The organism is Streptomyces sp. NPDC044571, assembly GCF_040647115.1.
GTDB lineage: Bacteria > Actinomycetota > Actinomycetes > Streptomycetales > Streptomycetaceae > Streptomyces.
Genome location: NZ_JBEZBN010000037.1, coordinates 1 through 24273, shown reverse-complemented (window position 1 = coordinate 24273; position 24273 = coordinate 1). Strand labels below are relative to the sequence as shown.

The 24273-nt window shown below is 73.9% G+C and carries 24 protein-coding genes and 1 pseudogene; 11 read left to right on the top strand and 14 right to left on the bottom strand.

Annotated features, from left to right (window positions below; all coding sequences use genetic code 11):
• Positions 1–3: 3 nt before the first annotated feature.
• Complete coding sequence (locus AB0B01_RS20480; protein ID WP_361720727.1) at positions 4–915, bottom strand: ABC transporter ATP-binding protein; 912 nt, start codon at positions 913–915, stop codon at positions 4–6.
• 108 nt (positions 916–1023) lie between these two features.
• On the opposite strand from AB0B01_RS20480, the gene AB0B01_RS20475 reads away from it, so the two are divergent.
• The 3 genes from AB0B01_RS20475 to AB0B01_RS20465 all read left to right on the top strand — a co-directional run bounded on the left by AB0B01_RS20475 (position 1024) and on the right by AB0B01_RS20465 (position 4113).
• Positions 1024–2199 (top strand): histidine kinase, encoded by a 1176-nt coding sequence (locus AB0B01_RS20475; RefSeq protein WP_361720725.1) that lies wholly within the window; start codon positions 1024–1026, stop codon positions 2197–2199.
• Between the two features lie 4 nt (positions 2200–2203).
• Positions 2204–2854 (top strand): response regulator transcription factor, encoded by a 651-nt coding sequence (locus tag AB0B01_RS20470; RefSeq protein WP_361720722.1) that lies wholly within the window; start codon positions 2204–2206, stop codon positions 2852–2854.
• Positions 2855–2955: 101 nt separating this feature from the next.
• Positions 2956–4113: an ROK family transcriptional regulator gene (locus AB0B01_RS20465; RefSeq protein WP_361720719.1), complete on the top strand. Its 1158-nt coding sequence runs from the start codon at positions 2956–2958 to the stop codon at positions 4111–4113.
• Between the two features lie 143 nt (positions 4114–4256).
• Here AB0B01_RS20465 and AB0B01_RS20460 read toward each other — a convergent pair whose 3' ends face one another.
• The gene (locus tag AB0B01_RS20460; RefSeq protein WP_361720716.1) at positions 4257–5015 is read right to left on the bottom strand and encodes a GntR family transcriptional regulator; all 759 of its coding nucleotides are present in this window, start codon (positions 5013–5015) and stop codon (positions 4257–4259) included.
• 296 nt (positions 5016–5311) lie between these two features.
• Between AB0B01_RS20460 and AB0B01_RS20455 the strand changes: the two genes are divergently transcribed.
• The 4 genes from AB0B01_RS20455 (at position 5312) to AB0B01_RS20440 (ending at position 11458) form a co-directional block, all read left to right on the top strand.
• A complete protein-coding gene (locus tag AB0B01_RS20455) occupies positions 5312–6163 on the top strand; it encodes an alpha/beta fold hydrolase (RefSeq protein ID WP_361720714.1) in 852 nt (283 codons plus the stop codon).
• Positions 6164–6277: 114 nt separating this feature from the next.
• Positions 6278–7894, top strand: coding sequence for an alkaline phosphatase D family protein (locus AB0B01_RS20450; RefSeq protein WP_361720866.1), 1617 nt, complete (start codon positions 6278–6280; stop codon positions 7892–7894).
• Positions 7895–8018: 124 nt separating this feature from the next.
• Positions 8019–9491: a GNAT family N-acetyltransferase gene (locus tag AB0B01_RS20445; protein ID WP_361720711.1), complete on the top strand. Its 1473-nt coding sequence runs from the start codon at positions 8019–8021 to the stop codon at positions 9489–9491.
• A gap of 203 nt (positions 9492–9694) precedes the next feature.
• Positions 9695–11458 (top strand): DUF885 domain-containing protein, encoded by a 1764-nt coding sequence (locus AB0B01_RS20440; RefSeq protein WP_361720708.1) that lies wholly within the window; start codon positions 9695–9697, stop codon positions 11456–11458.
• A gap of 137 nt (positions 11459–11595) precedes the next feature.
• On the opposite strand, the gene AB0B01_RS20435 is transcribed toward AB0B01_RS20440, so the two are convergent.
• Positions 11596–12153, bottom strand: a complete 558-nt coding sequence (locus tag AB0B01_RS20435) for a rhodanese-like domain-containing protein (RefSeq protein ID WP_361720705.1) — start codon at positions 12151–12153, stop codon at positions 11596–11598.
• A gap of 94 nt (positions 12154–12247) precedes the next feature.
• Between AB0B01_RS20435 and AB0B01_RS20430 the strand changes: the two genes are divergently transcribed.
• Entirely contained in the window at positions 12248–12694 is a 447-nt protein-coding gene (locus AB0B01_RS20430; protein ID WP_361720702.1) for an Lrp/AsnC family transcriptional regulator, read from the top strand.
• On the opposite strand, the gene AB0B01_RS20425 is transcribed toward AB0B01_RS20430, so the two are convergent.
• The 3 genes from AB0B01_RS20425 to AB0B01_RS20415 all read right to left on the bottom strand — a co-directional run bounded on the left by AB0B01_RS20425 (position 12684) and on the right by AB0B01_RS20415 (position 17587).
• Complete coding sequence (locus AB0B01_RS20425) at positions 12684–15695, bottom strand: SMC family ATPase (RefSeq protein WP_361720699.1); 3012 nt, start codon at positions 15693–15695, stop codon at positions 12684–12686. The two genes, AB0B01_RS20430 and AB0B01_RS20425, sit on opposite strands and share 11 nt — an antisense overlap.
• Positions 15692–16858 carry an exonuclease SbcCD subunit D gene (locus AB0B01_RS20420; protein WP_361720696.1) on the bottom strand — a complete coding sequence of 389 codons (1167 nt, stop codon included), beginning with the start codon at positions 16856–16858 and terminating at the stop codon, positions 15692–15694. Before AB0B01_RS20420 ends, AB0B01_RS20425 begins: the two co-directional genes overlap by 4 nt.
• An 81-nt stretch (positions 16859–16939) precedes the next feature.
• Complete coding sequence (locus AB0B01_RS20415) at positions 16940–17587, bottom strand: YigZ family protein (RefSeq protein WP_361720693.1); 648 nt, start codon at positions 17585–17587, stop codon at positions 16940–16942.
• 111 nt (positions 17588–17698) lie between these two features.
• Here AB0B01_RS20415 and AB0B01_RS20410 point away from each other — a divergent pair, with 111 nt between their 5' ends.
• Positions 17699–18103, top strand: a complete 405-nt coding sequence (locus AB0B01_RS20410; protein ID WP_361720690.1) for a CoA-binding protein — start codon at positions 17699–17701, stop codon at positions 18101–18103.
• Positions 18104–18108: 5 nt separating this feature from the next.
• Here AB0B01_RS20410 and AB0B01_RS20405 read toward each other — a convergent pair whose 3' ends face one another.
• Positions 18109–18702 carry an XRE family transcriptional regulator gene (locus AB0B01_RS20405; RefSeq protein ID WP_361720687.1) on the bottom strand — a complete coding sequence of 198 codons (594 nt, stop codon included), beginning with the start codon at positions 18700–18702 and terminating at the stop codon, positions 18109–18111.
• A 116-nt stretch (positions 18703–18818) separates the two neighbouring features.
• Between AB0B01_RS20405 and AB0B01_RS20400 the strand changes: the two genes are divergently transcribed.
• Positions 18819–19685 (top strand): DMT family transporter, encoded by an 867-nt coding sequence (locus AB0B01_RS20400; protein WP_361720684.1) that lies wholly within the window; start codon positions 18819–18821, stop codon positions 19683–19685.
• Between the two features lie 11 nt (positions 19686–19696).
• Here AB0B01_RS20400 and AB0B01_RS20395 read toward each other — a convergent pair whose 3' ends face one another.
• Complete coding sequence (locus tag AB0B01_RS20395; protein WP_361720681.1) at positions 19697–20470, bottom strand: acyltransferase; 774 nt, start codon at positions 20468–20470, stop codon at positions 19697–19699.
• A 155-nt stretch (positions 20471–20625) separates the two neighbouring features.
• On the opposite strand from AB0B01_RS20395, the gene AB0B01_RS20390 reads away from it, so the two are divergent.
• Positions 20626–21174, top strand: a complete 549-nt coding sequence (locus tag AB0B01_RS20390) for a gamma carbonic anhydrase family protein (RefSeq protein WP_361720678.1) — start codon at positions 20626–20628, stop codon at positions 21172–21174.
• 86 nt (positions 21175–21260) lie between these two features.
• Here AB0B01_RS20390 and AB0B01_RS20385 read toward each other — a convergent pair whose 3' ends face one another.
• The 6 genes and pseudogenes from AB0B01_RS20385 to AB0B01_RS20360 form a co-directional block, all read right to left on the bottom strand.
• Complete coding sequence (locus AB0B01_RS20385; RefSeq protein ID WP_361720675.1) at positions 21261–21905, bottom strand: DedA family protein; 645 nt, start codon at positions 21903–21905, stop codon at positions 21261–21263.
• A 97-nt stretch (positions 21906–22002) separates the two neighbouring features.
• The gene (locus AB0B01_RS20380; RefSeq protein ID WP_361720672.1) at positions 22003–22479 is read right to left on the bottom strand and encodes a glycoside hydrolase family 3 C-terminal domain-containing protein; all 477 of its coding nucleotides are present in this window, start codon (positions 22477–22479) and stop codon (positions 22003–22005) included.
• 76 nt (positions 22480–22555) lie between these two features.
• Complete coding sequence (locus AB0B01_RS20375; protein WP_361720669.1) at positions 22556–23101, bottom strand: hypothetical protein; 546 nt, start codon at positions 23099–23101, stop codon at positions 22556–22558.
• Positions 23102–23124: 23 nt separating this feature from the next.
• A pseudogene (locus AB0B01_RS20370) lies at positions 23125–23367 on the bottom strand (glycoside hydrolase family 3 N-terminal domain-containing protein); the annotation flags it as partial.
• Positions 23364–23708, bottom strand: a complete 345-nt coding sequence (locus AB0B01_RS20365) for a hypothetical protein (RefSeq protein ID WP_361720666.1) — start codon at positions 23706–23708, stop codon at positions 23364–23366. The pseudogene AB0B01_RS20370 and the gene AB0B01_RS20365, both read right to left, overlap by 4 nt.
• Before the next feature lie 128 nt (positions 23709–23836).
• Positions 23837–24049 (bottom strand): DUF2191 domain-containing protein, encoded by a 213-nt coding sequence (locus tag AB0B01_RS20360; RefSeq protein ID WP_361720663.1) that lies wholly within the window; start codon positions 24047–24049, stop codon positions 23837–23839.
• Positions 24050–24273 lie beyond the last annotated feature (224 nt).

Genomic DNA, 24273 nt, shown 5'->3' with positions numbered 1-24273 from the left:
GGGTCAGGGGGTGGCGGCGAACTGGGCGTGGCCAGCCGTGAGATCGAGGTAGGCCTGCTCCAGCGAGGCGCGCTCGTCGGAGAGTTCCAGCACGGGGATGCCCTCGCGGGCGGCCATGCTGCCGATCTGCTCCGCCTGTATGCCGTCGACGGTCCATCGCCCGTCATCGGTGTCCGCCATCTCGAAGCCGTCCCGGGCGAGGGCTGCCCGCAGCCGGATCGGGTCCGAGGTGCGCAGGCGCACCCGGGGAGTGCTGCGGGAGTCGATGAACTCCTCCATCGAGGTGTCGGCCAGCAGCTTTCCCTGCCCGAGCACGACGAGGTGGTCGGCCAGAGCCGCCGTCTCGGACATCAGGTGGCTGGAGACGAGGACCGTGCGGCCCTCGGCCGCCAGGGCGCGCATCAGCTCGCGGATCCAGATGATGCCCTCCGGGTCGAGGCCGTTGGTCGGCTCGTCCAGCAGGAGCACCCCCGGGTCCCCCAGCAACGCAGCGGCTATGCCGAGTCGCTGACGCATGCCGAGCGAGAAGGTCTTGATCCGCCGCTTGGCCGCCGAGGCGATCCCGGCCTGCTCCAGTACCTCGTCGACCCGGCTCCTCGGGATCCGGTTGCCGGCGGCGAGGAAGCGCAGATGCTCACGGGCGGTGCGCTCGCCGTGGGCGGCCTGGGCGTCCAAGAGCGCGCCGACCCGGTGGAGCGGGTCGGAGAAGTCCGTGAACCGCTGCCCGCCGATGGTCGCGGTACCGGAGGTGATCCGGTCCAGGCCCAACAGCAGGCGCATCGTGGTCGACTTCCCTGCGCCGTTGGGGCCGAGAAAGCCGGTGACCCGCCCGGGCAGGACGTCGAAGGTGAGGTGGTCGACGGCCCTGACACGGCCGTATTCCTTGGTGAGTTCCCTGATCTCGATGCTGTTCATGCCTCAAGACTCGCCGCCGGCCCCACCCCCCTCCCTCCCCCATGCGAGGGTGCCGTCTCCCCCACATGGGGGAGACGGCCGTGAGCTGCACACTGCCACCATGGGGGCATGTACAGACTGCTCCTTGCCCCGCTTCAACCAGTGACGTACTCGCGCTGGGTACATCTGTGCGTGCCCATCCTGATGTTGGCCGTCTGGATGTTCATAGAGCCCGAGGCGCCGTGGTTTCCCCTGCTGATCGTCATACCTCTGGGACTGATGCCCTGGATGCGCCTGGCCGAGGGACTGCAGGCACGGTTCCTGCTCACCCCGAACGACCGGGACTCCGCGGACAGCGGTATCAGCGCAGCCAAGTCCGCGCGGTGGAGCGACCGGTGGCGGACCCTTCTCTGGCTGGAGATACGGCTCGTCGTCTCGCTCATGGCGATGCTCGCGACGGTCTGGCTGCCGCTGTTCACCGCAGAGCTGATCGGGACGTCCCTCGGGAAGACGCTCGCCACGGACGTCCGGCTGCCCTTCACCCCGTCGCCCTGGGCAGCCGCTCTGCTGGCCCCGGTGCCGTTGGTCCTGCTGATCGTCATCGTCGTTCTGCTCGGCGAGCTGATGACCGCGATGGCGCGCCGGCTGCTGGGGCCTTCGGCGGCCGAGCGGGTCAGCGCGCTGGAGGCGCGTACGGAGCAGCTGTTGGAGAGGACCCGTATCGCGCGGGAGCTGCACGACTCGATCGGGCACGCGCTGACCGTCGCGGTCGTTCAGGCGGGGGCGGCGCGGGCCGCGGGCGACCCGGAGTTCACCGATCGGGCGCTGAGCGCGATCGAGGACACGGGCCGGGCCGCGCTGGAGGACCTGGAACGGGTCCTGCTCGTGCTGCGGGAGTCGGCGCAGCCGCCTTCGCAGCGGCCGACGCTCGCGGAGGCCGACCGCCTGCTGGAGTCGGCCCGGGCCTCCGGAGCGACGGTCGACGCCGAGTTGACGGGGCCGCTGGAGCGGTTGCCGGGCCCGGTCACCCGGGAGGGTTACCGGATCCTGCAGGAGGCCCTCACGAACGTGCTGCGGCACTGCGGTCCGGTTCCGGTCCGGGTGCGGGTGGAGGTGGCCGTCGGCAGGCTGGATCTGGAGGTGACGAACCCACTGCCGCAGCAGCCCGTCCTGGTGACCGGCACCGGGAGCGGGCTGCGGGGGATGCGGGAGCGGGCCGCGCTGCTCGGCGGAGAGGCCGACTCGGGCCCCTTCGAGGGCAGTTGGAGGGTGCGCGCGCGGCTTCCGCTGGAGCGAATACGCTGACCGGATGCCGGTTACCGTACTGCTCGTCGACGACGAACCCCTGGTGCGCGCAGGTCTGCGTGCCGTTCTGGATTCCCAGCCCGACATCGAGGTGGTGGGTGAGGCCGCCGACGGCGCCTCCGTGGTCCCGCTGGTGCGGCAACTGCGGCCGGACGTGGTGGCCATGGACGTGCGGATGCCGCTGCTCGACGGGATCGAGGCGACGCGGGCGGTCCTGCGGACCGTGGACAGTCCGCCGAAGATCCTCGTGGTGACGACCTTCGAGAACGACGAGTACGTCTACCAGGCCCTGCGGGCCGGGGCTGACGGGTTCCTGCTGAAGCGGGCGCGGCCCTCGGAGATCGTCCATGCGGTACGGCTGGTGGCGGAGGGCGAGACCCTGCTGTTCCCGGCGGCGGTGCGGGCCCTCGCCGCCGAGTACGGAAACCGGCAGGCACGGGCGGTGCTGGAGCGGGCCGCGCTGACCGAGCGGGAGGAGGCGGTGCTGCGACTGATGGCGAAGGGGCTGACGAATGTGGAGATCGCCCGTGAGCTCATCGTCGGTACGGAGACGGTGAAGTCCCATGTGAGCGCGATCCTGGGCAAGCTCGGGGCGCGCGACCGGACGCAGGCGGTCATCACGGCGTACGAGTCGGGGTTCGTCGCGCCGGCCTGAGGGGAGCGACCGGTTCCGGCCGATGGGGGGCTGGTTATCGCCGCCGCACCGGGTGGGCAGTACGATCCGGCAGACAGGCTCGCCATCTGGGAGGACACACGTTGGGGCAGCTGACCGGCGGGGATCCCTCTCTGCTCCGGCGGATCAATTCGGCCGTGGTGCTGCGCGCACTGCGGGCGGCGGATGCGCCGACCCTCACCGACCTGACCCGGGTGACCGGGCTGTCCCGGCCGACCGTGGAAGGCGTGGTCGAGGGGCTGATCGCGGCCGGGCTCGTCGTCGAGGCCGCTGCGGAGGAAGGCGCGCGCCGGCAGGGTCGCCCCGCCAGGCGCTACCGCTTCCGGGCCGAGGCAGGGCACCTGCTGGGGATCGAGATCGGCTCGCACCGGGTGGCGGTCCTGCTGTCCGGCCTGGACGGCCGGGTGATCGGCGCCGGCACCAAGGAGGTGTCCGAGACCGCCTCGGCCGACGAACGGCTGGAGCGGGTGCGGGCGGCGGTGGCCGACCTGCTGCGGCGGGCCGGAGTCCCACGGGATTCGCTGCGGGCGGTCGGGGTCGCGAGCCCCGGAATCGTGGAGGCGGACGGCACCGTGCGCCTCGGCACGGCTCTGCCCGGCTGGACCGGTCTGCCGCTCGGGGAGCGGCTGCGGCGTTCCTTCCGCTGTCCGGTGCAGGTGGAGAACGACGCCAATGCGGCGGCGGTCGCCGAGCACTGGAAGGGGGCTGCGCAGGAAACCGACGACGTGGTGTTCGTGATGGCGGGGCTCAGCCCCGGAGCAGGGTCGCTCATCGGGGGCCGGCTGCACCGCGGCTTCGGCGGGGCCGCCGGTGAGATCGGTGCGCTGCATCTGCTGGGCCGCGAGGTCACTCCCGAGAGGTTGCTGTCGACCACGGGGGAACCGCTGCACCCGCTCGACGAGCAGGCGGTGGCGGAGGTCTTCGCGAAGGCCAGGCGGGGCGATGAGCGCGCGGTGGCCGCGGTGCAGCGGTTCATCCAGCGGCTGGTGCACGACGTGGCGGCGCTGGTCCTGGCGATGGATCCGGAACTGGTCGTGGTGGGCGGCTGGGCCGCCGGCCTCGACGGTGTCCTGGACCCCCTGCGCCGGGAGCTGGAGCGCTACTGCCTGCGTCCGCCGCGGGTGGCGCAGTCCCTGCTCGGCGAGGCGGCGGTGGCCACCGGGGCGCTCCGGTTGGCGATGGACCACGTGGAAGAGGAGCTCTTCGCGGTGGAGAAGACGGTCACGGCCCGCCGCCGCTGACACCGTCCGCAAGGCCGGGGCGACGACGCCCGGGCCGCACGAGCCCTGCTGCCGAGGCAGCGCCGGTGCGTCGCGCGGCGCGGAAGGCCGCCCGCGTCCGGGACGTAACCGGGGGCGGGCGACCCTCGGCGCGGGCGACGCGATCAGGAGGCGGCGCGGTGGGCGGGGGTGACTTCCACTTCCCCCGTGTCGCCGAAGGTCAGCCGGCAGGTGTCCGCGCGGTACGTCGCGACCGACACGGCCGCCGTGCCCGCAGCGGTGAAGTACCGGGTGGTGACGACGAGCACCGGAGCTCCGGGGAGCCGGTCCAGGTCCTTGGCGTCGTCGGCGCGGGCCGAGCCGAGCTCCACCGAGCGGTCCTGCCCCTCCAGGGCGAGCCGCTGCAGTTCGCGCAGGACGGCGCGGGCACGGGCCGGACCGGCCGGGGCGTCGATGGCGGAGAGCCCGGGGATCGAACCGGCCGGCACGTACAGCAGCTCGGCGGCAACGGCCTGGCCGTGGCTGAACCGGGTCCGGCGCACCGCGTGCACCGGCTGGTCGGCGGACGTGCCGAGGAGCCCCAGGACGGCGGCCGGCGGAAGGGTCTCGGCGGCGTCCACGGACTCCCACCCGTCGATGCCCTCCGCGGGCCAGCCGTGCTGCGCTCCGCCGACCGCGACCCCGACCCGCGGCGGGGCGACGGTGGTGCCGACGCCGCGGCGGCGCTGCAGCCGGCCTTCGAGTTCCAGCTGCTCCAGGGCCTGCCGGAGGGTCGCGCGGGCGACTCCGAAGCGGGCGGCGAGCTCACGCTCGTTGGGCAGGACCTCGCCCACGGCGAAGTCCTGGTCGAGCGCCTCGCTGAGGACGGTCTTCAGGTGCCAGTACTTCGGCTCCGGCACCGTTTCGAGCTGCGTGGTCCCCACCCTGACTCCTCCTGCCATCGCTGCAATCGCCGTGTTCCAGCGGCAGTTCCGCGCCTTTGTTTATTAAAGGTTCCTGCACTATCCCTGCGACCATAGGACGGCACCCACCCTTGGTCAAGACCAATGCTCACCCCTTTACCGGGCAGATCGGGCATACGTATCAAGCCGTTCACGCGATGTTCGCGCCCGCCCCGACACGCCCGCGAGGCTTGTAGTCGAGGGCTACCGGACGGTAATCATGGCGGTAGGCAGTACTGACGGCCTGTCTCATACGCGTCCACCCGACGAGGAGCAGCATGACCGCCACGGTCTCCTTCACGATCGATTCGCCGCTGGGCCCCCGCACCGCATCCGTCGCCTACGAGCGCAAGGGAGACGGCGAACCACTGCTCCTCCTGCACGGCATCGGCCACCACCTCCAGGCCTGGCACCCCGTGACCGACATCCTGGCCGCCGAGTACGACGTCATCGCCGTCGACCTGCCCGGCTTCGGCGTCTCGGAGCCCCTGCCCGAGGGGGTTCCGTACGACCTGGGCACCGTCGTCGCGGCCCTGGGTTCGCTCTGCTCGGCCCTCGGGGTCGAGCGCCCGCACGTCGTCGGCAACTCCCTGGGCGGGCTGCTCGCCCTGGAGATGGGCCGCAGCAGCCTCGTCCGCTCGGTCACCGCGCTGTCGCCGGCCGGCTTCTGGACGGAGGCCGAGCGGCGGTACGCCTTCGCCACCCTGCGGGCGATGCGCCTCGGGGCCCTGACGCTGCCCCGCCCCACCCTGGAGCGGCTCGCCCGCAGCGCCACCGGCCGCGCCGCGCTCACCGGCACCATCTACGCCCGGCCCGCGCGCCGTTCGCCGGAGGCCGTGGTCGCCGAGACCCTCGCACTGCGCGAGGCACCCGGCTTCGAGCAGACCCTGGCCGCGGGCCGTTCCGTACGGTTCACCGCCGACGTACCGGGGCTGCCGGTCACCATCGCCTGGGGCGCCCGCGACCGGCTGCTCCTGCCGCGCCAGGGCGTGCGCGCCAAGCAGACCGTGCCGGGCGCCCGGCTGGTCCGGCTCCCCGGCTGCGGACACGTCCCGATGAACGACGACCCGGCCCTGGTCTCGCGGGTGGTGGTGGACACCGTACGGGCCACAACCCGGCGTGGAGACTGAGCGGCTGACGATCGTTCATCCACGGTTCGCACGCCCGACGCGGACGGGCCGGTGTGCGGCGGCACACTGGTCCGACCCGTCCCCGCCGGCCCTGGAGACGCCCCGATGGCACCGATGCCCCGCACCCGACGTTCCCTGCTCGGCGGTTCGCTCGCCGTTCCGGTGAGCCTCGCCCTGTCCAGCGCGACCGCCTCGCCCGCGTTCGGCGCGCCCCTGGGCTCCGCGCCCGGACCCACCGCGCCGTCCGCAGCCCCGGCCTTCGTCCGCTCCGGCCGCCCCGGTGCGCCCTGGGGCGTCCAGTCCGGGGAGATCACCCCCCACTCGGCCACCGTGTGGACCCGGTCCGACCGGCCGGCGCGGATGTACGTCGAGACCTCACCGAGCGAGTCGTTCCGCTACGGTGTCCGGCGCCACGGCGGCCCGTTCCTCGGCCCGGCGTCCGACTTCACCGGCACCACCACCCTGCTCGATCTGCCGCCCGGGCAGCAGATCCACTACCGCATCGTCCTCGCCGACCCCGACGACCCGCGCCGTACCGGCGAGCCGGTGCGCGGGACCTTCCGCACCACGCCCGTGTCCCGCCGCCGCGACGTGCGCTTCGTCTGGTCGGGCGACCTGGCGGGCCAGGGCTGGGGCATCAACCCGGATCTCGGCGGCTACCGGGTGTTCGAGGAAATGCGGCTGCGCAACCCCGACTTCTTCCTCTTCAGCGGGGACACGATCTACGCGGACGGCCCGATCCAAGCCTCCGTACCCCTGCGCGACGGCAGCGTCTGGCGCAACGTCACCACGGAGGAGAAGGCGAAGGTCGCCGAGACCCTCGCCGAGTTCCGCGGGAACTTCCGCTACAACCTGCTCGATCGCAACCTGCGCGACTTCAACGCCCAGGTGCCGGTGCTCGCCCAGTGGGACGACCACGAGGTGCGCAACAACTGGTACCCCGGCCAGCTCATCGAGGATCCCCGCTACACCGTCAAGGACGTCGACACCCTCGCGGCCCGCGCGCGCCAGGCCTTCGGCGAGTACTTTCCCGTCACCGACCTGCGCGGCGGCCGCGCCGAGGGCCGGATGTACCGGGTGATGCGGTACGGCCCGCTGCTCGACGTCTTCGTGCTCGACATGCGCACCCACCGCAACGCCAACTCCCCCGGCCGCCAGAGCGACGACACCGTCGGCATCCTCGGCGCGGAACAGCTGGGGTGGCTCAAGCGTGAGCTGTCGCGCTCCCGCGCCACCTGGAAGGTCATCGCCTCCGACATGCCGCTGGGCATCGTCGTCCCCGACGGGGCGGCCGCCTTCGAGGCCGTCGCCCAGGGGGATCCGGGGGCCCCGCTCGGCCGCGAGCTCCAGATCGCCGAACTCCTGCGTCACATCAAGCACCGGCGCATCACCGGCACCCTCTGGCTCACCGCCGACGTGCACTACACGGCCGCGAACCACTACGCCCCCGAGCGGGCCGCGTTCACCGACTTCGCGCCGTTCTGGGAGTTCGTCTCCGGCCCCGTCGGCGCCGGCGGCTTCCCGGCCGGAAAGCTCGACGCGACCTTCGGCCCGATGACCGCGTACGTCCAGTCAGCGCCGCTGGCCAACATGGCGCCGTCCGAGAACCCCCCGTACTACGGCGAGGTCGGGATCGACGGCGGGAGCGGGGAACTCACCGTCCGGTTGCGGCGCCAGGGAGGCGGCGTACTCTTCTCCAGGACGCTCCAGCCGGGACGCGTGGGACAGTAGCCGCCTCCTCCGCTGCGCCGGGAAACCTCGTGAAAAACAGGGCGTAATCGGCCAGATGGATACTTAACCCATCGGTCACAGACCGTTCGTGATCACGCAACACCCCTGCGCCACAGTGGCATGCATGACTGAACGCACTGCCGCCCCTGCCCAGCGTCCCCACCGCCACCACTGGCGCCGCGACCTCGTGGAACTGGCCGCCCTGTTCTGCGCCGTCGCGGTCGCCGACGGCATCGCCAACCTCGTCGCGCACGGTCCGAGCGGCCCGGTCCTGCTGATCGCCTCGGCCGTCGCGCTCCTGGTCACGGCCGCGTTCCACACCTGGTGGGCGCGCCGCCACAGCCATGCGCCGCCGCCGACGGCCACAGGGCCCGCCGATCCGGCCGCCGCCCCGGCCGCAGGCTCCGCGGCCGGCGCCGCGGCCGGATCGGTGGCGGCGCCCGTCGCGGAGGTGGGTCCCTCGGCGACCGCCCCCACCACCACCCTGTGGCGGATGCGGACGACCGTGCGGGACGAGCCCGGCAGCCTGGCGGCGCTCTGCACCGCGCTGGCCGGGGGCGGCGTGGACATCCTGACCCTCCAGACCCACCCGCTCCCGGAAGGCGGGACGGTGGACGAGTTCCTGCTGCGCTCCCCCCAGCAGCTGACCTCGGCCGACCTCGGCCGGGCCGTCGCCGGGGCGGGCGGCCGCAGCACCTGGATCGAGCGCGCCGACGCGCACGACCTGGTCGACACCCCCACCCGGGTGCTGGGCCTGGCCACCCGCACCGCCCTGGACGCCGCCGAACTGCCGCTCGCCCTGCGCCAGCTCCTCGGCCGCTGCACCATCCAGTCGATCCCGGCGACCACCCTCTCCGGCCGCCCGAACGCGGGGGCCGACGCCCCGGTCGAGGGTGTCCTGGAAGCGACGGTGATGCGGCTGCGCGACCCCTCGGGCGGTGCGATCACCGTCGAGCGGCCCTACCTGCCCTTCACGCCCACCGAGTTCGCCCGGGCCCGTGCCCTCGTCGAGCTCGATGCCCGGCTCGGCCCGCGCGTCCCGCGCACCCAGGACGTCCTGACCCTGCCCGAGGGCAACGAGGTCACCGTGCGCCGCGCCGACGGCTCCGACCTGGCCGCCGCCCGCGCGATGCACGACCGCTGCTCCGAGCGCACCCTCGGCCTGCGCTACCACGGCCCGGTGGCCGACGCCGACCGCTACCTCGGCCACCTGCTGAGCCCGCGCTTCGGCCGTACGCTCGCCGCCACCACCGCGTCCGGCAAGCTGGTCGCCCTCGGCCACCTGCTGTGGGACGGGGACGAGACCGAGGTCGCGCTGCTGATCGAGGACGACTGGCAGCGCCGCGGAATCGGGTCCGAACTGCTGCGCCGCCTGCTCGCGATGGCAGTCGAGGCCGGCTGCGACAGCGTGTATGCCGTCACCCAGGCCGCCAACACCGGCATGGTCGCCGCCATGCGCGGGCTCGGCCTGCCCCTCGACTACCAGATCGAGGAGGGCACCCTGGTGATCACGGCCCGGCTGGACGCCGCCACGGCCGGCCCGCTGCTCGTACAGCAGCAGGAGCAGGAGCAGCGCGAGCAGCACCATCCGCGCTGAGTCCCGCCCCGGGACCGGACCGGCCCGCCCGTTCCGGCCCCGGGACGGGCGGCGGCACCCCGTGGCCGAGGTGTGAAGTGGCCCACGCCGGGCAACGGTTGCCGGTGCCGCAACAGGTCCGGGGTGTGCGGCCCCCCTGGGCGTCAGCAGGCTGACCCGGAACGGTGATGACGCGGGGCGGTCCCCCGTACGAAGATGGCCGCATGTCAGAGACCCCTCGCAGCGACAGTGCGTCCCGGCTGCCCCGTCAGGTCGCCGACGCATACGTCGACGACCTCATCGCCATCGACCCGATCACGGGCACCTACCTCGGTGTCGCCGCGTGCTCCAGCCGGCTCCCGGACTTCTCCCCGGCCGGCCGCGCGGCCGTAGCCGACCTGGCCCGCTCCACCCTCGCCCGCCTCGCCGCCGCGGAGCAGCTGCCCGGAGCGGACAGTGACGCCGAGCGCCGCTGCGCCCGCCTGCTGCGCGAGCGTCTGACCGCCGAACTCGCGGTGCACGAGGCGGACGAGGACCTGCGCGTGGTCAGCAACATCCACTCCCCCGCACACTCCGTCCGCGACGTGTTCACCATCACCCCGGCCGAGACGGACGAGGACTGGGCGGCCGTCGCCGAGCGGATGCGGGCGGTCCCGGCCGCCCTGGCCGGCTACCGCGAGAGCCTCCGGCTCGGCCTGGACCGCGGTCTGTACGGCGGCCCGCGCGCCACCGCCACCTTCATCGACCAGCTCGGCACCTGGGCCGGCGAGGACACGGAGGAGACCGGGGGCACGGAGGGGTCCGGGGCGGAGGGGACCGGGGGCACGCAGGCCACGGACCCGGGAGGCTTCTTCGGCGCGTTCGCGGCCCGCGGTCCCGAGGCGCTGCGCGCCGAGCTGGACGAGGCGGCCGCCGGGGCCACCGCGGCCCTCGTCCAGCTCCGCGACTGGATGCGCTCGGTGTACGCCCCGGCCGTCGCCGGGGCCCCGGACCCGGTGGGACGCGAGCGCTACGCCCGCTGGTCGCGGTACTTCAACGGCACGGACCTGGATCTGGACGAGGCCTACGCGTACGGCTGGTCGGAGTACCACCGGCTGCTGTCCGAGATGAAGGCCGAGGCGGCCAAGATCCTGCCGGGGGCCGGCCCCTGGGAGGCGCTGAAGCACCTGGACGAGCACGGGGCCCACATCGAGGGCGTCGACGAGGTGCGGGCCTGGCTCCAGGGCCTCATGGACGAGGCCATCGAGAACCTCGACGGCACCCACTTCGAGCTCGCCGAGCGGGTGAAGCGGGTGGAATCGATGATCGCCCCGCCCGGCGGCGCGGCGGCCCCGTACTACACCAACCCCTCGGAGGACTTCTCCCGCCCGGGGCGTACCTGGCTGCCGACGATGGGTCAGACCCGGTTCCCCGTGTACGACCTGGTCAGCACCTGGTACCACGAGGGCGTGCCGGGCCACCACCTGCAGCTCGCGCAATGGGCCCACGTCGCCGACCAGCTCTCCCGCTACCAGGCGAGCATCGGCCTGGTGAGCGCCAACGTCGAGGGATGGGCGCTGTACGCGGAGCGCCTGATGGACGAGCTCGGCTACCTCAAGGACGCGGAGCAGCGCCTGGGTTACCTCGACTGCCAGATGATGCGCGCCGCGCGGGTCATCGTGGACCTCGGCATGCACCTGGAGCTGGAGATCCCCGCGGACTCCCCGTTCCACCCCGGCGAGCGCTGGACGGTCGAGCTGGCGCAGGAGTTCTTCGCGCTGCACAGCGGCAGGCCCGCGGACTTCATCGAGAGCGAGGTGACCCGGTACCTGTCGATGCCGGGCCAGGCCATCGGCTACAAGCTGGGCGAGCGGGCCTGGCTGCTGGGCCGGGACAACGCCCGCGCCGCGCACGGCGGGTCCTTCGACCTGAAGGCGTGGCACATGGCGGCCCTGTCGCAGGGTTCGCTGGGCCTGGACGACCTGGTGGACGAGCTGTCGAAGCTCTGACCGCGTCCCCTGGGGACGGGCCGCCCGCCTCCCCGTGGGAGCGGGCGGCCCGACGGCTGTCGCGCGGCGGCCCGACGCCTGACGCGCGGCCGCCGGACGGTTGTGGCGGCGGCCGGGGCCCGGCCGCGCGCGGTGCTTCAGCAGCCGCAGTCCTCGGAGTCGGTCGGCGCCGTCAGCGGGTCGGCCTCCGTGCGCTGCTGCCTGCCCTGCCAGGTCTCGACCTCGAAGCCCTCGCGGATCCAGTACTCGATCCCGCCGAGCATCTCCTTGACCTGGAAGCCGAGTTGGGCGAGGGCGAGGGCGGAGCGGGCACCGCCGTTGCAGCCGGGTCCCCAGCAGTACGTGACCACGGGGATGCTCTTGTCGAGGAGCTGCTCGGCCTGCTCGGGGATGAGCGCGGTGGGCAGGTGGACGGCACCGGGGACGTGGGCCTGGTCCCAGGCCGGGGTGGAGCGGGAGTCGACGAGCTGGAACCCGAGCTCGGCGCCCTGCTCGCGGTGGGCCTTGAAGGCCGCGGCGACATCGGACACGTCCGCGTGGAAGGCGAGGCTCGCGGCGAAGTACGCGGCGGCCGCGGCCGGGGTGGCCGGGGCCACCCGGAGCACGGGGTTCTCGGCCGGGGCGGACGCGGCGGCTCCGGTGGTCGCGGAGGCCGGGGCCGTGGCGGGGGCGGCGGTGCGCTGTGTCGTCGTCATGGCTCAGAATCTACGAGCGAATGATCACCAGGGGAAGTGGCTTTCCCCGGCCTTCTCCTTGTTGAGCCGGGGATTCCCCTGCTACATCTGGTTCATGACCGACTATTCCCCTGACGCCACCGACTGGCGCATCCTGACGGCCCTCCAGGAGGACGGCCGCGCCAGCTTCGCGGAGCTCGCCCGCGCCGTGTCCATGTCCGCGAGCGCGGTCACCGAGCGCGTCCGGCGGCTGGAGGAGGCCGGCGTGATCACCGGCTACACGGCCGTGGTGGACCCGGAGAAGCTCGGCAAGTCCATCCTGGCGCTGGTGCGGCTGCGCTATCCGCACGGCAACTACAAGCCGTTCCACGACCTGTTGGAGGCCACCCCGGACATCCTGGAGGCGCATCACGTCACCGGGGACGACTGCTTCGTCCTCAAGGTCGCCGCCCGCTCGATGGGTCATCTGGAGGAGGTCGCCGGCCGGATCGCCGGGCTCGGCGCAGTCACCACCAGCATCGTCTACTCCTCGCCGCTGCCGCGCCGCCCGCTCAGTCCCTGAGGCCCGCGGTGCGGTGGCGCACCACCGAACCGCCACGGTGCTTGACGACCTCCAACTGGGCCTGGACGCGGGTGCGCAGGTCGGCGACATGGCTCACGATGCCCACACTGCGGTCCCGTTCACGCAGCGAGTCCAGGACGTCGAGCACCTCGTCCAGTGTCTGGTCGTCGAGGCTGCCGAAGCCCTCGTCGATGAAGAGGGTGTCGAGCCGCATGCCGCCCGCCTCGTCGGTGACCACGTCGGCGAGCCCGAGCGCGAGGGCGAGCGAGGCGAAGAAGGTCTCGCCGCCCGACAGGGTGGCGGTGTCCCGCTCGCTGCCGGTCCACGCGTCCACCACGTGCAGCCCGAGACCGGACCGTCCGCGTCCGCCGGCTTTGGCGTCGGAGTGCACGAGCGTGTAGCGCCCGCCGGACATCCGCTGGAGCCGCAGCGTCGCCGCCGCCGCGACCTGCTCCAGGCGGGCGGCCAGCACGTACGCCTCCAGCCGCATCTTGCGCTCGTTGTCCGCCGAGGTGCCCGCCGTCAGCCCGGCGAGGCGGGCCACCCGCTCGTACGCCTCGCGCAGCGGGCCCAGGGTGCGCAGCTCCTGCTCCGCCTGCCGGGAAAGCCGGTCCAGCTCGGCGCAGCGCACCCGGGCGGCATCGACGGCCGAGCCGGCCGTCCGCAGCCGGGCGGCGGCCTGCTCGGCGTACCGCTCGGCGGTCTCCGGGTCGGCCGGGGGCAGCGCGGCGGCCGCGGCGGTGTCGCGTTCGCCGCGCCGGTCGGCCAGCATGGCCTCCTCGGCCTGCCAGGCGTCCAGCCGGTGCTGCAGGGCGGTGCGTTCGTAGTCCGGGAGGACCGCGTCGGCAGCGGCCTCGACGGTGTCGAAGCCCGCCTTGAAGGCGGCGTCGGCGAGCTGGTCGTCGGCCTCCTTCAGCCGGGCGGCGCCGGCCTCGGCCCGGCGCAGGGCGGTGGCGGCGGCGGCGACCATGCGGACCCGGTCCTCCAGGATGCGGGCGCGGGCCGCGACGGTGGGCGCGTCGCCCCGTACCCGGGCGAGCTCCGCCTCCAGCGCAGCCTGTTCCCGGTCGAGGGCCTCGCGCCGGGAAGCCCTGGCGGCGGACCGGCGTTCGGCGTCGAGGCGCTCGGCGCTGCGGGCGGCGTACTCGCGCTCGGCGCGGTCCACCTGCTCGCGGGCGCCGTGCAGTCCGGCGGCCAGGGCGTGGGCGGCAGCGTGCCGGGCACTCAGGTCGGAGGTCAGGGCGAGGAGTTCCGCCGTGGTGGCGTCCCCGGCGGCGGTCGCGGCCTCGGCCCGGGCCTCCCGCAGCGCGGCGAGGTTGCGCTCGACGGCGGCCCGGCGCTCCTCGGCCTGCTCGTAGCGGGCGTGGGCGGCGTCCTCGGCGGCCCGGTCCACATGCCCGGGCGCCGGCCGGGCCGGGGCGGGGTGCTCGGCCGAACCGCACACCGTGCAGGGCTCGCCCGGCGCCAGCGCCTCGGCGAGTTCGGCGGCGATCCCGCGCAGCCGGGCCTCCTTGAGCTCCAGCCAGCGCTCCCGGGCGGCCCCGGACTCCTCCCGTACGCGCAGCAGTTCGCCCTCGGTGCGCTGCGCGTCGGCATCCAGCGCATCCCGCCGCTGGGCGGAGTGCAGGCGCAGCCGGGCGGGTTCCAGCCGGCCCGCGAGCTGCTCGGCCTGGGTCGCGGCCTGTTGGGCGGCATCCACCCGCCGGGTCAGGGCGGCCCTGGTGGCCTCCCAGCGATCGAGCCAGTCGGCGGACTCCCGCAGCTGCTCCTCGGCGTCGCGGGCCTCCCGTTCCAGGGTGGCCCGCTCGCGGCCGATCTCCGCGCTGCGCTGCTCGTCGCGCCGGGCCGCGCCCAGCGCCCCGAGGTCCTCGCGCAGCCGCTGCTCGACGGCGGCCAGGTGCTCGGCGCCCGCCTCGGCGAGCGGCGGCGGGAGCTGCGCGCGGGCCTCGGCCTCCGCATGGGCGGCGGCCAGGTGGGCGGCGGAGGCGGCTCCGCGCAGTTCGAGGGCGGGGGCCACCAGGGCGCCCCGGCGGGCCCGGTCGAGCAGCTCGCGCACCCGCTCCCGCTCGGGAGCCGCCTCGGCGAGCAGGTCGGCCCGGCGGACGGTCTCGGCGTGCCGGCGCTGGAGCCGGTCGAGCTCGCGGGCCTCCTCGGCGGCCCGGCGAGCGGCGGCATGGCGGCCCTCGACGGCGGCCAGCGCGTACTCGGCGACGGTCAGGCGCTCTCGTGCCGAGCACCGGGCGACGGCGGCCCAGGCGCGGACGGCCCCGGCGAGTCCGGGGTCCCCTGGCTGGTGGCCGGGCAGGGGCCAGGCGCGCAGGTCGGCGCAGTCGCCCGCCGCCTGGGCGAGCCGCTGGGCGGCGGCGAGCACCTTCTCGTCGCCGGCGCGCACCTTGGCCTCGGCGGCCCGGCGGCGCTCGGCGAGCAGCGCCTCGACGGCGGCGAAGCGGCGGGTGTCGAAGAGCCGGCCCAGCAGTCGGCCGCGGGCCGTCTCGTCGGCCCGCAGGAACTTGGCGAACTCGCCCTGCGGCAGAAGGACGACCTGGCAGAACTGCTCGCGGCTCATGCCGAGCAGCTGCTCGACCTCCTCGCCGATCTCCTGGTGGGAGCGGCTGAGCGCGAGCCACTGTTCCCCGTCGTACTCGCGCAGCCGGCTCTGGGCCTTGTCGCGGGTGGTGCCGGTGCCGCGCTTCTTCGGCCGGTCCTGTTCGGGGCGGCGGGTGATCTCCAGGCGCCGTCCGCCCGCGGTCAGTTCGAGGGTGACCTCGGTCGGGGTGGCGGGGGCGGCGTGGTCGCTGCGCAGGCTGGTGCCGGGGCTCTGGCGGGCCCCGGGCACGGACCCGTACAGGGCGTAGCACACGGCGTCCAGGACGGAGGTCTTCCCCGCGCCGGTGGGCCCGTGGAGCAGGAAGATCCCGGCGCCGGAGAGCGCGTCGAAGTCGATCTCCTGGGGTTCGGCGAAGGGTCCGAAGGCGGTGATCCGGAGCCGGTGCAGCCTCATCGGTGGATCTCCTGCCGGCTGTCGTTCGCGCGGACGTCCTCGAAGGCGTCCTGGAGGACGGCCCGTTCGGCCTCGTCGGCGACGCCCCCACCGCGGACGTGGGCGACGAAGTCCTCGGCGATCTCCTGGTCGCTGCGGCCCTTGAGGCGCTGGGCGTACGAGGCCCTGCCGGATTCCTCGCGGGCCTCGGGGTCGAAGGCGAGGCTCAGGGTGTGCGGGAAGCGGGCGGCGAGCCTGGCCATGGGGTCCTCGGGGCGGACCGGGTCGGTGAGGGTGGCCTCGATCCAGGAGTCCTCGTGCGCGGCGTACGCGGGCTCCTCCAGCAGTGCGTCGAGCCGGCCCCGGAGCCGGGCGAGGCGGCGCGGCACGGGGGTGTCGATCCGCTCGGCGCTGATCTCCCCGCCGGGGCCGAGGTCGATCAGCCACATGGACTTGCGGTGGTCGGCCTCGGAGAAGGAGTAGGCGAGCGGGGAACCCGAGTACCGGACGCGTTCGTTGATCGTCTGGCAGCCGTGGAGGTGCCCGAGGGCGGCGTAGTCCACCCCGTCGAAGACCGAGGCGGGGACGGCTTCGACCCCGCCGACGGCGATGTCGCGTTCGCTGTCGCTGGCCTGCCCGCCGGTGACGAAGGCGTGGGCGAGGACGACGGAGCGGGTGCCGGGGGCGCGGGCGGCGAGGTCGACGCGGACCCGGTCCATGGCCGCGCCGAGCACCGCCTCGTGGCTCGGCTTCCCCGCCCCGAGCGAGTCCTTGACCAGGGCCGGCTCCAGGTACGGCAGCCCGTAGAGCGCCACGTCACCGTGTACGTCGGCCAGCACCACCGGATCGGCGCAGCCCGCGGGGTCGGTGCGCAGATGGATCCCGGCCCGGCCGATCAGCCCGGCTCCGACCCCGAGCCGGCGGGCGGAGTCGTGGTTGCCGGAGATCATCACGGTCGGGACGCCCAGGTCGGCGAGCCGGTGCAGGGCCCGGTCGTACAGTTCGACGGCGGGCAGCGGGGGCACGGCCCGGTCGTAGACGTCCCCGGCGACGAGGACGGCGTCGACCCGGTGCTCGCGGACGGTCTCGACGAGGTGGTCGATGAAGGCGGCTTGGGCCCGGAGCAGGTTCACGCGGTGGAAGGACCGGCCGAGGTGCCAGTCGGAGGTGTGCAGGAGCCTCACTCGCCGGCCGCCCCGCCGGCCGTCTGCGCGCACATGCCCGTCCGCCCCCTGCCCGTCTCCTGCTCGTGGAACCCCTCTACGCTAACCCGTCACGGAAGGCGGCTGGGCCGCATACGTCTCACCGCCGAGCGTGAGGGTGGCCGTACCGGCGGTGCTGTCGGCGAGCCAGGCCTCGAACGCGGGCAGGTCCGCTTCGGGGAGGGCGACCTCGATCTCGACTGCGGCCCCGTAGCGCACGTCGACCACCGTGCGGCCGGTGGAGCGCAGGTCGTTCTGGGTCTTGCCGGCCCGCTGGTGGTCGACGGTGACGGTGGCCAGCCGGTAGCGGTGGCGGGTGACGGTGCCGAGCGCGTCGAGGGCCTCGCCGACGACGCCGCCGTAGGCCCTGATCAGACCGCCGGCGCCCAGCTTCACGCCGCCGTAGTACCGGGTGACCACGGCCACCGCGTACCGGATGTCGCGCCGCATCAGCATCTGCAGCATGGGCACGCCGGCGGTGCCGCCGGGTTCGCCGTCGTCGCTGGCCTTCTGGACGGAGGCGTCGGCGCCGATCACGTACGCGAAGCAGTTGTGCGTGGCGGTGGGGTGCTCCTTGCGGATGCGCGCGACGAACTCCTGCGCCTCCTGCTCGGTAGCGGCGGGCGCGAGCGAGCACAGGAACCGCGAGCGGTTGATCTCGGACTCGTGCACGCCCTCGCGGGCCACCGTCACGTACTGGTCTGACTTCACCGCACCACCCTAATCAGGGTCCGAGGGGAATCCGACATGCGTTCTTCCCGTTGACGTCCGAGGCGGGGCGGATGCGGTCCCGCGACCGGAAGGCAACAGGAGGCGTCACTCGTGCACGGCGACCCGGCAACCATTCGCAAGATCCTCACCGAACTCGGCGACACCTGGGCCGTGGTGGGCCTGTCCAACAACCGGGACCGGGCGGCGTACGCGGTGGCCCGAGTGCTCCAGCAGTTCGGCAAGCGGGTCGTTCCCGTCCATCCGAAGGCGGAGACGGTCCACGGCGAGCAGGGCTACGCCTCCCTGGCGGAGATCCCTTTCAAGGTGGACGTGGTGGACGTCTTCGTGAACAGCGCCCTGGCGGGTGCGGTCGCCGACGAGGCCGTGGCGGCGGGCGCGGAGGCCGTCTGGTTCCAGCTGAACGTGATCGACGAGGCCGCCTTCGCCCGCACCCGTGCCGCGGGCCTGGACATGGTCATGGACCGCTGCCCGGCGATCGAGATCCCGGCGCTGTAGCGACCCTACGGCGCGCCGACGGGCGGGATGCCGACGGGCGGGATGGAGACGGCCAGGGTCATTTCCATAGGGGCGGGGCCCTCGTTGCGGTAGGCGTGCGGGCGGTCCGCCTCGAAGGACACCGCCCCGCCCGCGGGCACCGCGTACCGCTCGCCGGCGACGACGAGGGTCAGCTCCCCGGCCGTGACGTGCAGCATCTCGAAGGTTCCGGCCGGGTGCGGGTCGGAGACCGTGCTCTCCCCCGGCTCCAGGCGGTAGGCCCACATCTCCACCGGGCCGCGCCGGTCGTCGCCGAGCAGCATGCTGGCGCCGCTGCCCGCCTCGGTGGACCACATCCGCACGCCCTGCCCCGGCAGCACCACGTGGACCTGCGGGGTGCGGTCGTGATCGAGCAGGGTGGTGATGCTCACGCCGAGGGCGTCGGCCAGCTTGACGGTCGTGCCGACGCTGGGGTTCGTACGGGCCTGCTCTATCTGGATGATCATGCCGCGGCTCACCCCGGCGCGGGCGGACAGTGCGTCCAGGGTGAAGCCCCGCTCACCGCGCCAGTGCTTGAGGTTGCGGGCGAGCGCCTGGGTGAGCTCTTCGAGGTCCGACACCGTCCGGCAGCCTTCCGTCCACTATGTTGGATGCAGCGGTCCAATGGAATGAACTATCGTGCGCTGTGTTCCACACTGCACTCCACCGTTCACTGCACTGTACTGCGAGGCCCCGCATGACCGCCCTCTTCGCCCTGGCCACCGCCGTACTGTGGGGGCTCGCCGACTTCGGCGGCGGTCTTCTGACGCGCCGGATACCGGCATTGACCGTGGTCGTGGCCTCCCAGGTCCTCGCGGTCCTCGCGCTCGGCGCCGTCGTGCTCGGGACCGGGGCCTGGCGGGAGGCCGGGCCCCAGCTGTGGTTCGCGGTGGCGGCGGGCCTGGTCGGCCCGGTCGCCATGCTCAGCTTCTACAAGGCGCTGGCCCTCGGCCCGATGGGCGTCGTCTCCCCGCTGGGCTCGCTCGGGGTGGTGGTGCCCGTCGCGGCGGGACTCGCGCTGGGCGAGCGGCCCGGGCCCGGCCAGTTCGCGGGCATCGCGGTGGCCGTCGTGGGCATCGTCCTGGCGGGAGGTCCGGAGCTGCGCGGGGCGCCCGTACAGCGCCAGGCCGTGGTGCTCACCCTGGTCGCGGCCTTCGGGTTCGGCGCGGTGATGGCCCTCATCGCGCAGGCCTCCACCACCGTCACCGGGCTCTTCCTCGCCCTGTTCGTCCAGCGCGTCACGAACGTGGCCGCGGGCGGCACCGCCCTGTGGGTCCAGGCCCGGCGCGGCACCCCGGCCCTGCCCGAGGGCGCCGGCCTCCGCGTGCTGTGGGGGCTGCTGCCCGCGCTCGCCTTCACCGGCCTCGCGGACGTCGCAGCGAACGGCACGTACTCCGTCGCGGCCCAGCACGGTCCCGTCACCGTGGCCGCCGTGCTCTCCTCGCTCTACCCGGTGATCACCGCCTTCGCAGCCTTCGCCGTACTCAAGGAACGCCTGCGCGCGGTCCAGGCGGTCGGCGCGGGCCTGGCCCTGGCGGGCACGGTCCTGCTGGCCGCCGGCTAGGACCGCTCGGCTCAAGCCGGCTCGGTCGCCGCCTCGCGCTGTCCGGCTTCGCCTTCCGCCAGCTCGGCCAGGGCGCGCAGCTGCTGCGGGGTCACTCCGTCCGGGATCGGCACGGGAGCCGGAGTGCGCAGCGGCGGCTGCCAGCCCGTGTCCGGCTGCCACCGGCGTACGATCCGCGCCGGCGCCCCCGCCACCACCGCATGGTCGGGCACCTCGCCCCGTACGACGGCCCCCGCGGCCACCACCACGTTGCGGCCGAGCCGCGCTCCCGGCAGGATCACCGCGCCCGTGCCGAGCCAGCAGCCGGGTCCGATCTCGACGGGTGCGCTGCGCGGCCACTGCTTGCCGACCGGCTCGTGCGGATCGTCGTAGCTGTGGTTCGTGGAGGTGATGTAGACCCCGGGCCCGCAGAAGGTGTCGTCGCCGATGGTGATCGGGGCGTCGGCTATGACGTGGGTGTCGCGGCCGAGGACCACGCCGTTCCCGAGTACGAGCATCGGCTCGGCCCCGAGGTCGAGGTCCGGCATCATGCCGGCGGTCAGCGTGACCTGTTCGGCGATGATGCAGTGCTCGCCGAGCCGGATCCACGGCTCGCCGAAGACCGTGCCCTGGGGGAAGGCGAGCCGGGTGCCGTCCCCGATCGCACCGAAGCGCAGCCGGCCCGGGGTCTGCGCGGTCACGGCTCCGGCCCGCTGCATCCAGCGCCAGGCGGCGTGGGCGGCGCGGCTGCCGAGCCTGCGTCGCAGGCCCGTCAGGGATGAGAACGTGTTCTGGTTCTTCGGCACCGGGCCACCGTAGCGCGCCCGGGGCCCGGACCGCGCCGTGATCTTCACCCCATCACGGGCCGCGCGGGGTCCGTGCCCTACCGTGCCGGTAGCGCGACAGGGCGGACCAGGACCGAGCACCGAGCACCGAGCACCGAGCACCGAGGAAGAGAAGCATGACGCATCAGGCCGAGCAGGGCAGCCGGGCACTCGTCGCGGGTGTGGGCGGCAGGACCCCGAAGATCGACCCCACCGCCTTCACCGCGCCGACCTCCGTCGTGGTCGGCGACGTGACCCTGGCCGCGGGCACGAGCATCTGGTACTCGGCGGTGCTGCGCGCCGACTGCGGCCCGATCGTGCTCGGAGCGGACAGCAACGTGCAGGACAACTGCACGCTCCACGTGGACCCCGGGTTCCCGGTTTCGATCGGCGAGCGCGTCTCCATCGGCCACAACGCGGTGGTGCACGGCTGCACCGTGGAGGACGACTGCCTGATCGGCATGGGCGCGACGGTCCTCAACGGCGCGCTGATCGGCGCCGGCTCCCTGGTGGCCGCGCAGGCACTGGTTCCCCAGGGGATGGTGGTTCCGCCGGGGTCGCTGGTCGCGGGCGTCCCGGCCAAGGTGCGGCGCGAGCTGACGGACGAGGAGCGCGAGGGCATCCGGGTGAACGCCCTGATGTACGCGGACCTGGCCGAGCAGCACCGCGCGGCACTGGCCGGCTGAACGCCGGGCCCGGCAGCGGCGGACCGCCCGCTGCTGCCCCGGGCCGGCCGTCCGCGGCAGCAGCGGGCGGGGCCGGCCGCACGGGGTCATTCCGCGCCGGCCGGCTCCTTGGCGGCGGTGGCGACCGCGGCCGCCTTCTTCATGCGTGTGCGCAGCACCAGCGTCACGGTGAGGCCGATCAGGAGCGCCACCACCAGAGCCACCCACGAGAAGCCCTTCAGCCACGGCTCTGCGACGATCCCGATCGAGTAGATGACGGCGGTGGTGCCGCCCGCCCACAGGATGCCGCCCAGGATGTTGGCGGTCAGGAACCGCCAGTACGGCATGTGCAGCACACCCGCCAGCGGCCCCGCGAAGATCCGCAGGAGCGCCACGAAACGCCCGAAGAAGACGGCCCACATCCCCCACTTCTCGAAGGAGCGTTCCGCCTGGGCCACGTGGTCCGGCCCGAAGTGCTTGGGGAAGCGCCGCCCCAGCCGTTCCAGCAGCGGCTTGCCGCCCCTGCGCCCGATCGCGTAGCCGATCGAGTCGCCCACGATCGCCCCCGCGGACGCGCAGATCCCCAGCACCACGGGGTCGATCTCCCCGTTCTGCGAGGCCAGCAGCGCCGAGCTGACCAGGATGATCTCTCCCGGCAGCGGGATGCCGAGGCTCTCCAGCCCGATGACCAGACCCACCAGGAGATAGATGCTGACCGCCGGAATCGTCTCCAGCCATTCCTGGATGTGCACCGGTACGTCCTCCCGATTCGTCCCGGCGCGTCCCCTGTGACACGCCGAACGGGCAGCCTATCTGCTCCTCACCACAGCCTTTGCCCTCAGTGGGAGGTCACGGGAGGAACGGTCCACGAACACCTCGCGACGGCCGGATCCCACCACCCATCCGCGCTGCTGCGGGTCCCACGGTGAGCCGGCCTCCCGGGTCCACGTCCCCGAAGAGGATGCCGGCCGTGGCCGCCGCCCCCTCCTCACCGGGGTAGTACATCTGGAGGAGGGCTGCGGTACGGGAGAGCCACGGGCCCTCGGCGGTCTCCACGGCCTCGGCGAGATCGGCGGCCCGCGTCGCCTTCGAGGTGTGCAGCAGCCGGAAGCGCTGCCCCTTGTCCCCGCCCTCCGCCGTGACGGCGAGCCGGTGGACGCCCGCCGCGAGGGCCAGGCTGCGGCGGCGGACGGCGAACCCGACGGGTGCGGAGCCGAACAGCCCCCCGCGAAGTACCCGGCCACTCCGTGCCGGACCGGGAACAGCTCCTCCCCGTCGAGGCGGACGCTCGGCCGCTTGCCGGTGTAGTGGACGAGCAGGGTCCACTCGTCGGCCGCGGCCAGGGTGAACGCGCCCTCGTACCGCCAGCTCCGCCCCGCCTCGACCGCCCGGTCGGCCAGACTCACCGCCTGGGCCGAAAGCCCCGCGGGCAGCGGACGGCCGTACAGGTCCTCGCCGAGGGTGTGGAGCACGCCGGCACCGCCATTCCCCGCGCGGCGGCGGATGGCGGCGAGCGGGGCCGCGGCCCCGTCGGGGACCACGTGGGCGCTGCCGCCCCCACTGACGAAGGGAACGTGACGGTGGGCCCGATCACGGCGATCGAGCGGGCGGCCGCACCGGTCAGGGGCAGGATGGCATGCTCGTTGCGCAGCAGCACGGCGCCCGCGGTGGCGACCCGGCGGGCGACCCGCGACCCGGCGGCGGGATCCCGGCCGGGACGGGCCGCCGTGCGGCCCGCGAGCAGCCCGAAGCGGTCCATGGTGGCCAGGATCCGGCGCACGGCGAGGTCCACGGCGGCTTCGGGGACGGAGCCGCCGCGTACGGCCTGCTGGAGCGGGGCTCCGAAGTGGGTGCCACCGGGCATCTCCATGTCGAGTCCGGCGCCGATGGCGGCGACCGTGCTGTGCGCGGCGTCCAGTCGGACATCACCCAGCCCTCGAACCCCCACCGTTCCCGCAGCGGTTCGGCGAGCAGCGGCCCGCTCTCGCACGCGTAGGTGCCGTTGACCTTGTTGTACGCGGCCATCACGCAGCCCGCCCGGGCGGAGACGGTCGCCTCGAAGCCGCGCAGTTCCGTCTCGTGGAGGGTCGGCTCGGCCACCACGACGTCGACGCGGCCCCGCTCCTGGTTGTTGAGCGCGAAGTGCTTGACGGTGGCGATGAGCCCCTCGTCCTGGATGCCGTGGACGACTCCGGCCACGAGGTCCGCCGTCAGGCGCGGGTCCTCCGAGAAGGTCTCGAAGTTCCGGCCCGCGTACGGGGCGCGGATGAGGTTGGGAGCCGTAGCGCCGGGATGCCGAGCCGCGGTACGCCGGGCCCGCAGCCGGCCTGCCCGAGCGGGGCCGGATCCTGACCGCCGTGCAGCAGGGCGGTCTTCTCCTCCAGGGTGAGCTCGGCCAACAGGGCGTCGATCCGGGGAGCGCCGCCCTGGAGGGTGGCGGCGGCGGGGGGTCCGTTGCGGGCGGGCGCGTCGGGGGCCACCTGGTCCGCGCAGCCACCGGCTCCGAGGCCTTGACCCACCGCTCCGAGCAACCGCATCACGGAACGTCTGGACACGGCCTGGCTCATCGGCGCTCCCTGACGGCGGTCGAAGGGAGCGGCCCGCGCCGGACCGCTCCCCGCGCCCACTGTGCTCCGCCGCGGCGCCCGGTGCCGCTCAGACGCGCCACACCCGGCGGTGAGGTTCAGCCCTGCGGCGGCTGCTGCACCGGGTCGGGCTCGCGCCGCCGCGGCTCGTCCTGCACCGTCACGCGGGCCTCGGTGCGGTGGCCGCGCGCGATGTAGTCGCGTACGACGGCTTCCACCGCGTCCTGGGGCGAACCGACCCCGGCGAGGACCATCACCTCCACGACGAGCTCGGCGTCGAGGCTGATGTCGACCTTGGCTCTGCCGGTCATGAGCGGTCCTCCCTCTGTCCTGCGGCTGCGGCTGCGACTGCGACTGCGACTGCGACTGCGAGGACTCTAGCCGCCGGACAGGCCGCAGCGGGCCCGGTTCCACGGCGGCGGACAGACGTGTGGGGGCCGCAACGAGGCCTGGGAGATCCTGGTCGAGAACCGCGACGTGCTCGACAACCTGGTCCTCGCGCTCCTGGAGAAGGAGACGCTGGGCAAGGAGGAGA